Source organism: Syntrophales bacterium (assembly GCA_026417625.1).
Lineage (GTDB): Bacteria > Desulfobacterota > Syntrophia > Syntrophales > UBA8958 > JAOACW01.
Map to the genome: position 1 here is coordinate 69505 of JAOACW010000009.1, position 11869 is coordinate 81373.

The following is an 11869-nucleotide window of genomic DNA, read 5'->3' on the forward strand; positions in this document are numbered from 1 at the left end:
GATTTTTACAACACGTTGAAAGTAATAAACTTCTAAAAAGACTCGATTATTACAATATGTTGATGTTCACCCATACGTGGCTTCTGAAAAACTATTTGGGACTGTCATCGGTTCCAGAAGAACTTCTCGATCTTTTTGTTTACAATATATGTCCCGATTTCTTGCCTATTGTCTCAGAATTTAATGCAGCAATGACCCACAGCCCCTCGCGGTTCCGCCCAATACCCCAAAACTATCGCAAGGCTTCTTGTATTGTATTCCACCTACTGGTTGATGATATATCCCATTACGGATGCATAGACGAAGAACCTTCAACTTTTTTTCGACAGAATGCAAACGGGTACAGTTACGTGAGGGGACGTTACCTCGTGGATTCAATCATCACACTCTTTGAAAAGGCTGGAAAACCACTAGATCACATGAGGGCTGCGTATCGTTCCCATATGATAATAGAGATGACTTTTGACCTCAGCCTATACATTTTGCTAGGTGAGGAAAGCAAATGTTTAGTAAAATTGATGTCCGACGCTCTGCAGTACACAACCACAGAAAAACTCCAGGAATTTTCAGAAATAGTAGGTTGGTTCTATAACACCGATCCTGAAATTGTTGGTCGAGCTACTATTATGTGTGCGGAGAGATATACCCTCGAAAGTCTCCAGCGACATCTCACACTCCAGGGGAAAATGAATCTCTTTGCGGAAAAATTTGAGCTAGGGTCCCTTAATGATACAACCTATCAAGGGTTAAGAAACATTATGCTTCATGGTATGGATTTGGTAAAGGACTACGGTGATTTTCTTAGACCAACAATCGAAACTATACGCAACTCAGGGCTCTTTTCTTCATACTGACATCAAAGGGCTTTCTTAACAGCCCCCGACCTGAGACAACGGGTACATATTCTCACACGTTTCACACTTTTTGTTTTCTCATCAATACAGCGCACCCTCTGAAGATTGGGATACCAAAAACGCTTCGTTTTGTTATTCGCATGGCTTACGTTGTGCCCAATGCTCGGCTTTTTACCACAAATCTCGCAGACCCTGGACATGACTACCTCCCTTACGAGCAGGAATGAAGCGTTTAACTACACTATTCAACATTGCAATTCAAGTATTTTTTAGTTTTTCATAGATAGCGGCTGACCTGTGGATTCGATCACACGCATCCAGAGATGCCCTTCGGGGTCAACCCGTCTACCCGAGGTTACGGTTTTAAAGGGTAGGTGAACGAACTCCCCATGAAAAAGGGCTACCAACATACCCGTTTTCCCAGCCATACCTGCATGCACAGCATACTGGCCTAAAGCTGCGCAGTACATACCGTCACTGGCTACGGCCCTGACGCTCCTGATCATATAACTAGGGTCGATGTATTTGATACTTACCTCCAACCCCTTCTCCTTAAAATACGCCTCAATCGCATCACGCAAGAAAACTCCAATATCCTTCAACTTTACATTTCCCGACGGATCCGTTTCCAGTGGCTCGTTTTCGCTGTGCATAAATTCCTGACCCGCTCCCTCGGCAACAAGTATCACACAGTGGTTCCTTCTGCGTAAACGTTCTTCCACTGCTGCAAGAAGTCCCTTCTTGCCGTACAGGTCAAAAGGCACCTCCGGTATAAGAACAAAATTGGCATCGTTCTGTGCAAGCGCTGCATGAACAGCTATATGCCCTGACTGCCGCCCCATCAGCTTAACAATACCTATTCCCATCGGCGCTCCCTTTGCCTCAACATGGGCACACTGGATAGCTTTTACAGCCTCTGAAATTGCGGTGTCAAAACCGAAGGTTTTATCCACCAGATTGAGATCATTGTCTATGGTTTTAGGAATCCCAATGATACTGATATTCAAACCTCTCCTCAATATCTCCTGTGTGAGGAGATCAGCAGCCCTCATGGTACCATCACCGCCTATGCAGAAAAAAATGTCAACATTCATTCGTTTGAGTGCATCAACCATCTCCGAAATATCCTGTTTTCCCCGCGATGACGAAAGAATACTACCTCCCATCGTATGAATGTGTTCAACAACCTCTGGTGTAAGGCTAATAACCTCATGTCCATACTTCGGTATGAGCCCTTGGAATCCGTATCTTATTCCTACAACGTTTTTGACCCCATAGCGGTGATAAAGTTCCATTACAATCGCCCTTATGACATCATTAATGCCGGGGCACAAACCGCCGCACGACACTATCGCGGCCTTCGTTTTCGAAGGGTCAAAATATATCATTTCTCTGGGACCCGCCACCTCAATCGAAAGTGGCTGACCGCTGGAATCGAGAAAATCGGAGTAGTGTTTGGGATCCCTGTTAAAAAGTGTCCTTTTGTCGTCAGGTGTAAACTGATGAATATTTAACGGCGAACGAATGCTCGCTCTACCAAGGACAGGAATGGTGAAATCGTACATCAATCCCATACTGTCCCTCCTTAAATGAGGTAGTTTCTATACAATCTCTAAGGGGGGATTAAATAGAGGCTCAGTGTTTGGTATCTTCTGCCCTTTAACGATAACTTTCCTTCCTTTAACCTCTAATCTTCCCTCAGCGTACCACTGAATTGCCTGAGAGTAAATTTTGTGCTCTTCCCTGAGAATGCGGGCTGCAAGGCTTTCCTCTGTATCATCGGGCAATACGGGAACTACAGCTTGTATGATTACCGGCCCAGTATCAACGCCTTCGTCCGCGAAATGAACGGTGCAACCTGAGAATTTTACACCATACTCAACAGCCTTCTTCTGTCCGTGCAGTCCCGGGAAGGACGGTAGCAAAGCAGGATGTATGTTCATGATTCTCATGGGGAAAGCATCGAGAAACTCTCTGCTCAGAATTCTCATGAAACCCGCCATAACAACTAATTCTACCCCATTTGCATTGAGAACGTCTATCATTGCCCGATCAAAGGACTCCCTTGTAGCATAGTCCTCGTGTCTTATAACAACATAGGGTACACCGTGCCTTCGACACCTCTCGAGCGCATACGCCTCTGGATTATTGCTGATCACAATGGCGATGCGGGCATCAAGACGACCCCTTTCTATATTGTCAATAATAGCCTGGAGATTGGACCCACTACCCGATACAAGTACGCCTATATTAATTATCCTCTTCATAGCTTTAAACAAACTGTATACGGTTCTCAGTGCCCTCCCTTTTTTCAACAACACCTATCATGTAGGCTACCTCTCCCATTTGCCCCAAATGATCAATAATTTTCTTCCCCACCCTCTCAGGCACTATGAGCATCATTCCTATACCCATGTTGTACACACGAAACATTTCAGAATCATCTAGTTCTCCCTTTTCCTGTATAAGATTGAATATTCTAGGAATATTCCAACTCTCCCTCCTGATAACCGCCTTGTACATCTCAGGAACAATGCGGGGTATGTTATCCATGAATCCCCCACCCGTAATATGCACTATCCCGTGAACAGGAAAATGTCTTAAAACATTCAAAACTGACCTCACATAGATACGTGTGGGTTTCAAAAGTATTTCCCCTAGTGGCTCATCAAAACCCTCAGGAACCTCTGTTATCTTATAACCAACTCTATCAAAAAAAATCTTCCTCACTAGTGAATATCCATTGCTGTGGAGACCACTGGAGGCAAGGCCTAAAATCACGTCGCCAGTAACAATCGCAGAACCATCAACAATTCTAGTTTCGTCAACAATCCCAACACAAAAACCAGCAAGATCATATTCATCTTCCCCGTAGAATCCTGGCATTTCCGCGGTTTCTCCTCCAAGTAAAGCACAGCCAGCCTCAACACATCCCTTGGTTATCCCAGCGATAATCTCAGAGCACCTATTAACATCGAGTTTCCCCGTAGCCAGGTAATCGAGAAAGAAGAGAGGTTCCGCTCCGTGAACAAGAACATCATTAACAGACATAGCAACAAGGTCTATACCAACTGTATCGTGACGGTTCGCCATTTTTGCAACAATAAGTTTCGTACCAACACCGTCGGTAGCCGCCACTATTACAGGTTTCGCCATCTGGGTAAGATTTAGCCGAAAAAAACCAGCGAATCCTCCCAAACCGCCAATTACTTCACTCCGGGCAGTCCTTTGAACGAGGGGTTTGATCCGTTCAATGAAAAGATTTGCTTTATCAACATCAACGCCAGCGCTTTTGTAAGATAGCTTTTCCGACATTAAAAATTTCTACTTTCCAATAATAAAGACTATTGCTCACACTTTTAATACAGAGGATGTTAAATGTCAAATGGCCAATTGTTATATTTTCTTCTTTTTGTTATGAAACCCTTGTATGGCTGAGATAAGAGAGCTTATCGCAAAGATGGAAAAACCTCTTCGTTTTTCCGCCCGTGACAATTTTTCCCAGCTAGCAACGATTCGTCTTTTGGAACCACCACTCAAACGTTCCCTACGTTATCTCAAGGTGGCGGTGGGTGGGGAGGTTGTTCGCCGATTGGAGGAACTCTTAACTGGTGTGGACTCAAAACCTCAAGAGGAGAAAAAAAAAGTTATCACCGAAGCTCTTAGATTAATCGAAGAATTGAAGTCTGCAATATCCAGCCCGCCCTCTCATACAGTGTCATTGGGAGAACGTTTTGCGCTTCTTAATAGATCCGTTCAGTTTATAAAAGGTGTGGGACCACGATTGGCAAAAATCCTTGAAAAGAAAAACGTAAAGACGGTAGAGGATCTTCTCTATTTCTTGCCGCGGGCATATGAAGATAGACGCCAGACAAAGCAGATTAAAGAGTTGTCCATAGGTGTGGAGGGAACGATAATCGGCAGGGTTTTGCATGCTGGCACGCAGACATACAGAAGAAGAAAAACTTTCGAAGTTATAATCGGTGATGGAACAGGTATGGTAAAAGCAACCTGGTTCGAGGGCAATATCGCGTACTTGAGCAAAACTTTTCGAAAAGGGAGTAGAGTTATCCTAACAGGCAATTTTAGGTTTTTTGGAGGTTGGCTGAATGTGGTACACCCAGATTTTGAGATTTTGAATAAAGAGGATGTAGAATCACTACACTTTGGCCGGATCGTTCCCATCTACTCCGAGACAGAAGGTTTAAATCAGAAAATACTAAGAGCCATTATAAAAAACGCCCTCGACAACTACGTTCATCTAGTGCCCGATGTTTTACCCGAATCCATCATCCTAAGGCGCAAACTAATTCCTATATCTCTGAGCCTTAGATCCTGCCATTTCCCCGAAAATAGCGCTGATATTAGCTCATACGTAGCAGGGGAGAGTGAGGCTCACTATCGGCTAAAGTACGAAGAATTCTTCTTTTACGAGCTAGCCATGGCGGTAAAACGTAAGAACATTGCCCGCGAAACAGGTATAAGCTTCCGTACAGGAGGTCCCATGAGGGAAATTTTTTTTGCAACACTACCATTCAATCTCACCAATGCACAGAAGCGTGTGATTGATGAGATAGACAGTGACATGAGAAAACCCTATCCAATGAATCGCATGCTTCAAGGTGATGTAGGTAGTGGAAAAACAATAGTTGCCATGGCGGCAGCGATAACCGCTTATGAAAACGGATACCAAACCGCAATAATGGCACCAACTGAAATCCTCGCAAAACAGCACTACGAAAGACTCGTTTCATGGTGTGGGAAAATTGAAATGAAAATTGCGCTCCTTACTAGTACTGTGAAAGGCAGAAAACGCAGGCATCTCCTAAGAGATATTGCGGAAGAAAAAGTGGGAATTGTAGTTGGCACCCACGCCCTGATCCAAAACGAAGTTAATTTTGCAAAACTGGGGTTGGTTATCATCGACGAACAACACCGTTTCGGGGTACTCCAGCGAGCGCAATTACGGGCCAAGGGGTTGAAGCCCGATGTACTTGTTATGACGGCTACTCCCATTCCCAGAACACTGGCCATGACAATTTATGGCGATCTCGATGTTTCCATAATTGACGAACTACCTTCAGGAAGAAGAGCTGTGAAAACGAAGGTATACTTCAACACCCAGCGAGAGGAAGTCTACGAATTAGTGAGAAAAGAATTGAAAAAAGGACACAAGGTGTTTATTGTTTATCCCCTCGTTGAAGAATCAGAAACCCTAGATCTTAAAGATGCGACCCGCATGGCAGAGGAACTCCAAAGGAACATTTTTCCCGAATACACCGTAGGACTCATACACGGAAAAATGAGAGCCAAAGAAAAAGACACCACAATGGCAAGATTTCGTGCTGGTCTCATTGATATACTCGTAGCAACAACTGTCATCGAGGTGGGTATAGATATTCCCGAGGCCTCATTAATGATTGTTGAACATGCGGAACGATTCGGCCTTTCCCAGCTCCATCAATTACGGGGCAGGGTAGGGCGAGGTGATACACCTTCTACGTGCATACTTCTTGCGCATCAAACAGGCACTGAAGATGCGATGAAACGCCTCAGTGTCATGGAAAAAACTAACAACGGTTTTAAGATAGCTGAAGAAGATCTGCTCATCAGAGGTCCTGGTGACTTTGCAGGAACAAAGCAATCGGGCTTCCCCGAGTTCCGAGTCGCAGATATTGTCCGCGATTTTAGAATATTAGAAGAGGCCAGAGCTGATGCATTTGCCGTTGTTGATGCAGACCCATTACTGGAGAAAAATGAACACAGGGCCTTAAGGGAGGTATTACTAAACCGCTGGTCAAATCGTCTCGAGCTAATTGATATTGGATAACGGTTCTCTTTTTGACACAGAGGTGTTTGTGTAATATATAAAATTTTGATACTTCTAAAGTCTGAAAGGAAGAACTCTCATGAAATCAATAAATGTGGGGCTCATAGGATTCGGAACAGTTGGCACAGGTGTTGTGCGCCTGCTTATGGAGAACAGTGAACTTATTAGAAAACGCCTAGGTTGCACCTTAAGGTTGAAAAAAATAGCAGATATAGATGTAACTTCCCCTAGACCGGTGCAGGTTCATCCTGAGTTGCTCACCACGGATGCTTGGGACATTATCCGTGATCCCCAGATCGATATAGTTATCGAACTTATAGGTGGTTTTGAGCCTGCCAAAACTTTCATTATTGAGGCTCTCTCCCGAGGCAAACACGTTGTGACTGCTAACAAGGCGCTTCTTGCCACATACGGAGATGAAATTTTCGGTAAAGCGAGAAGTGAAAACCTAGCGATTGGCTTTGAGGCAAGTGTAGGTGGGACAATTCCTATTATAAAAACGTTAAAGGAATCCCTTGTAGCGAATGAAATACTCTCATTCATGGCTATAATGAACGGTACGTGCAACTATATATTGACGAAGATGGGAGACGAAGGAAAACCTTTTGATCTTGTTCTCAAAGAGGCTCAGGAACTGGGTTTCGCTGAAGCGGATGCCTCAATGGATATAGAAGCCATCGATACTGCCCATAAAATGGTGATTGCCTTAACACTGGCTTACGGGAAAAGGGTGAAACTGGAATCTATCTACAGGGAGGGAATAACAAACATAAGTCCCCAGGATATAGAATTCGCCAAAGAATTTGGGTATAAAATCAAACTCTTAGGTCTTGCTTTTAAAAGGGGGAATCGCGTGGAAGCGAGGATACACCCTACACTTATCCCTCTCGACCACATGCTTGCCAATGTAGGTAGCAATTACAATGCCTTTCATATTGTAGGGAGTGCCTCCGGTCCTGTATTTCTCTACGGTCAGGGGGCAGGAAGCATGCCCACAGCAAGTGCTGTCGTAAGTGACGTAATTGATATTTCAAGAGAAATACTAAAGGAGTACCCGGGAAAGTCTTTCCACAAGATACCCGAAGTGGAAGAAATGGAGGAAATTGATCTGGTACCTTTCGAAGACATTGAAACTAACTATTACTTTCGGTTCATGGCAGCAGATAGACCAGGAGTGCTCTCGAAAATTTCTGGTATATTGGGTGAGAACAACATCAGCATCGCCGCAGTGATCCAGAAGGGCCGCAAAAAGGATGGCGCCGTTCCGGTTGTAATGACCACCCACAAAGCCAGGGAAAAATCAGTACAAGACGCTCTCAAAAGGATTGACCAGCTTGACGTTGTCATGGACAAAACCATAATTTACCGTATTGAGGACGAGAAGTTGTAATGAAGTATCTTGTGCTTTTAGGCGATGGTATGGCCGATTATCCCCTTCCAGGACTTGGCGGGAAAACCCCACTGGAAGTAGCTTACACACCTCATATGGATTGGATTGCGGGCAAAGGAACAATCGGGCTTGTGGATACCATACCTCAAGGATTCACTCCCGGCAGTGATGTGGCAATCATGAGTATCTTAGGCTACGATCCCCTGAAGTATTATACGGGAAGGGGACCATTAGAGGCAGCTAGCATGGGCGTAAAGCTTGGAGAAATGGACATAGCCTACAGATGCAACTTGGTTACCCTCAGTAACGATGGTGATCCAGTAATGTTGGATTTCACCGCAGGTCATATTTCAACTTCTGAGGCTAGGGAAATAGTAAAATACCTCCAGGAAAAACTCAGCGGTGATGAATGCGACTTTTTCCCCGGTATCAGTTACCGCCACATATTTGTATGGCACAACGGAAGCGATAGAATCCAAACGACCCCTCCCCACGACATTGTCGGAAAAAGAACGGGTGAATATTTACCCCAGGGAGACAGAAGCGACTTTCTACTTAGGGTTATGGATGAGGCGAAAATTCTTCTTCGGAACCATCCTGCAAATGCCCGTCGTATTGCCGAAGGAAAAAGACCGGCGAATGCCATATGGTTGTGGGGGCAGGGGAGAGCTCCCCAACTCTCAAAAATAGCAGAGAAGTACGGCTTAAAGGGGGGTATGATATCGGCAGTTGACCTTTTAAAGGGTTTGGGTATATACGCAGGGCTCACACCGATCGAGGTTGAAGGCGCAACAGGTTACATTGATACCAATTACCGTGGCAAAGCAGAAAAAGCCCTAGAAGCCCTTAGAGTGATGGATTTTGTATTCGTCCATGTGGAAGCCCCTGATGAAATGGGCCACGAAGGAAATGTAGAAGGAAAAATTAAAGCGATAGAAGACTTTGACGAAAAGGTTGTGGGTACTGTTCTGGAAGCTTTACCCAAATTAGGACCGGCAAGACTCATGGTGCTTAGCGATCATCCCACACCGATTACATTACGCACACACGCATCTAGTCCGAGTCCTTTTGCAGTTTTCTCCACAGAACTCCAGGAAAACATGGGTAAAGGTTTATCTTTCTCTGAGAAATCAGCAGAGGAATCCGGTTTGTTGATATCGCCAGGAACAAAGCTGTTAAATCTATTCATCCAAAATTGGTCTAGTTTTATAAGTAAACAAGATCTGGGGGTTCAATAGTCTCGATATCTCGTTCAGGATCGTGAAAAATGGGAAGAAAAATTAAGAAGGAAGAATTGAAAGGGCCTGAAAGATTGCAGGTTATTTTTTTATCATTTCTAACATGGGCAAGAGAACACAAAAGGAAGATCATAATAGCAAGTATCGTTATCGGTTTTGTTGCAGTTTCCCTCACAGGCTGGTTTCTATGGCAACAGAACAGAGAGGGTAAAGCAATGAAAGAGTACAACCAAGCGGTGGAAAGTCTTCACCTACTGCGCACCCATGGTAAAGAGAACGAAGTAACAAAAAAATTTGAAGAAATTGCCAATAACTACAGAGGAACCCGAGCTGCAGAGCTATCTCTATATAGACTTGGCATATTACATATAAGGACAAACCACCTCGAGGAGGCATTAAAGGCTTTTCGAGAATTTCTTACTTCAGGTGCACCAGACGATGAAATTCGAGCCCTTGTAGTGAGCAGCATGGGTTACTGTTATGAAGTGAAGGGAGACTATAAAAAAGCCCTGGAAGAATACGAGAAAGTCATAAACAGCAAAGGCGGAAAGGCATTTGTTAGCACAGGGTACGCAAACATAGCCCGTTGTTACGAGCATCTCAAGGACTACGAAAAGGCAAAATACTACTATCAGAAAGCACTAGAACAGAGTGTCGATCAAAACATGAGGGAGATACTCAACTGGAAATTGATTTCCCTGGGGGTAATGTAACAGGAGAGGTGTACTAATGAAGGTTTTAATGTCCGGTAACGAAGCAGTAGCGAGAGGAGCTTATGAGTGTGGTGCACGTTTTGGCGCCGGATATCCCGGCACACCAAGTACGGAGATACTTGAAGAATTTGCCAAGTACAATGGTGTTTATGCGGAGTGGTCACCAAATGAAAAAGTTGCATTGGAAGTGTGTATTGGCGCCGCATTGGCTGGTGCCAAGGCCCTGGTAACTATGAAGCACGTAGGTGTTAACGTAGCAGCAGATCCTCTATTCACAGTGAGTTACACTGGTACCAATGGGGCCCTAGTAATTGTCACGGCTGATGATCCTTCCCTTCACAGTTCCCAAAATGAACAGGATAACAGAAATTATGCCAGATTTGCTAAGATACCCATGCTTGAACCTTCAGACAGTCAAGAAGCAAAAGACTTTGTGAAGTTGGCTTTCGAAGTAAGCGAAAAGTTCGATACACCCGTTTTTTTACGTATGACTACGAGGGTTTCACACTCCAAATCTCCTGTAATATTGGAAGAACCAACACCAACTGCTTATAACTACACCCTAAAGTTCAACCCACAGAAGTACGTTATGGTACCAGCACTTGCACGTATTAGAAGGGTTGAGCTAGACAAACGGATGGCCGCCCTTCAGGAATACGCAGAAGTATTTCCGGAAAACAAAATGGAGATCAATGATCCGGAAATAGGGATTATCACAGCCGGTATGCCTTACAACTATGCAAAGGATGTTCTCCCCGAAGCATCCTATTTGAAATTGGGCATGGTTTACCCTTTACCTGTGCATTTGATACGCGAATTTGCCAAAAGGGTAAAACATCTCTATGTATTAGAGGAGCTGGATCCATTTATCGAAGAACAGGTAAAGGCATTGGGGATAAAGGTCAAAGGCAAAGAGGTCTTCCCCTATACGGGAGAATTCGACCCAGGCGTAGTCCTTCAGGGCATAACAGGGCGGGCATCAGGTTCGGTCTTTACACCTGAAATTGCAGTTCCACCACGCCCTCCAAACCTATGTCCTGGTTGTCCCCATCGAGGACTTTTTTACGTTCTTGGCAAACTGAAATGTCATGTGTGTGGTGATATAGGTTGTTACACCCTTTCATTCATGAAACCTTTAGAAGCACTCCATTCGTGTGTCTGTATGGGCGCGAGTATTGGTATGGCCCACGGTATGAGTAAAGCTCTCGGGGAAATAGGCAAAGGGAAAATCGTAGGTGTTATAGGTGATTCCACGTTTATCCACTCGGGGATAACATCCCTCCTAAACGTGGCTTATAATAGGAGTGATGTGGTAATTGTAATATGTGACAACCGAACCACAGCAATGACAGGGATGCAGGAACATCCCGGAACGGGCTTTACCCTTCAAAGAGAAGCAACAAAAAAGCTGGATTTTGTGAAGCTTGGCGAAACTCTTGGTATAGACAGCGTCAGGGTAGTCGATCCTTACGACATTAGCAGTACAAAAAGTGTTTTAAAAGAAGAATTGTCAAAGAAAGGTTCATCACTTGTCATTGCCCAGAGGTCGTGTGTCCTTCTCCAGAGAGAGGAAAGAGAACATAGAGTGCCTCTTAAGGTCGTTACTGAACAATGCACAGGATGCCGAGCGTGTATTGGTCTCGGGTGTCCTGCCATTTCATGGCAACGTCTTAACGATTCACAACCAGAAAAGTTCGCTCAAAAGAAAAAAAAACAGAATGGTTACGCCTTCATAACAACCGCTATGTGTACAGGATGCACACTATGTGAGCAGCTATGTAAAGCGGGAGCTATCGTCAAAGTCCAGTAAAAATGGGGGAAACTTATACGTCATGATAGTGAAG

At 44.4% G+C, this 11869-nt stretch carries 10 protein-coding genes; 6 read left to right on the forward strand and 4 right to left on the reverse strand.

Features of this window, described 5'->3' with window-relative positions:
• Positions 1-56 precede the first annotated feature (56 nt).
• The gene (locus N2317_07085; GenBank protein MCX7817257.1) at positions 57-854 is read left to right on the forward strand and encodes a hypothetical protein; all 798 of its coding nucleotides are present in this window, start codon (positions 57-59) and stop codon (positions 852-854) included.
• Between the two features lie 2 nt (positions 855-856).
• Here N2317_07085 and rpmB read toward each other — a convergent pair whose 3' ends face one another.
• The 4 genes from rpmB to purM all read right to left on the reverse strand — a co-directional run bounded on the left by rpmB (position 857) and on the right by purM (position 4169).
• A complete protein-coding gene (gene rpmB / locus N2317_07090; GenBank protein MCX7817258.1) occupies positions 857-1054 on the reverse strand; it encodes a 50S ribosomal protein L28 in 198 nt (65 codons plus the stop codon).
• 69 nt (positions 1055-1123) lie between these two features.
• A complete protein-coding gene (locus N2317_07095) occupies positions 1124-2428 on the reverse strand; it encodes an ATP-dependent 6-phosphofructokinase (GenBank protein MCX7817259.1) in 1305 nt (434 codons plus the stop codon).
• 27 nt (positions 2429-2455) lie between these two features.
• The gene (gene purN / locus N2317_07100; protein MCX7817260.1) at positions 2456-3175 is read right to left on the reverse strand and encodes a phosphoribosylglycinamide formyltransferase; all 720 of its coding nucleotides are present in this window, start codon (positions 3173-3175) and stop codon (positions 2456-2458) included.
• Positions 3126-4169 carry a phosphoribosylformylglycinamidine cyclo-ligase gene (purM, locus tag N2317_07105; GenBank protein ID MCX7817261.1) on the reverse strand — a complete coding sequence of 348 codons (1044 nt, stop codon included), beginning with the start codon at positions 4167-4169 and terminating at the stop codon, positions 3126-3128. The genes purN and purM overlap by 50 nt, the downstream gene beginning before the upstream one ends.
• Before the next feature lie 115 nt (positions 4170-4284).
• Here purM and recG point away from each other — a divergent pair, with 115 nt between their 5' ends.
• From recG to iorA, 5 genes are all read left to right on the forward strand, one after another.
• On the forward strand, positions 4285-6684 hold the full coding sequence (gene recG / locus N2317_07110) for an ATP-dependent DNA helicase RecG (GenBank protein ID MCX7817262.1): 2400 nt from the start codon (positions 4285-4287) through the stop codon (positions 6682-6684).
• A gap of 79 nt (positions 6685-6763) precedes the next feature.
• The gene (locus tag N2317_07115) at positions 6764-8074 is read left to right on the forward strand and encodes a homoserine dehydrogenase (protein ID MCX7817263.1); all 1311 of its coding nucleotides are present in this window, start codon (positions 6764-6766) and stop codon (positions 8072-8074) included.
• On the forward strand, positions 8074-9312 hold the full coding sequence (locus tag N2317_07120) for a cofactor-independent phosphoglycerate mutase (GenBank protein ID MCX7817264.1): 1239 nt from the start codon (positions 8074-8076) through the stop codon (positions 9310-9312). Before N2317_07115 ends, N2317_07120 begins: the two co-directional genes overlap by 1 nt.
• Positions 9313-9341: 29 nt before the next feature.
• The gene (locus N2317_07125) at positions 9342-10025 is read left to right on the forward strand and encodes a tetratricopeptide repeat protein (protein ID MCX7817265.1); all 684 of its coding nucleotides are present in this window, start codon (positions 9342-9344) and stop codon (positions 10023-10025) included.
• A gap of 16 nt (positions 10026-10041) precedes the next feature.
• Entirely contained in the window at positions 10042-11835 is a 1794-nt protein-coding gene (iorA, locus tag N2317_07130; GenBank protein ID MCX7817266.1) for an indolepyruvate ferredoxin oxidoreductase subunit alpha, read from the forward strand.
• The last annotated feature ends 34 nt before the right edge of the window (positions 11836-11869 follow it).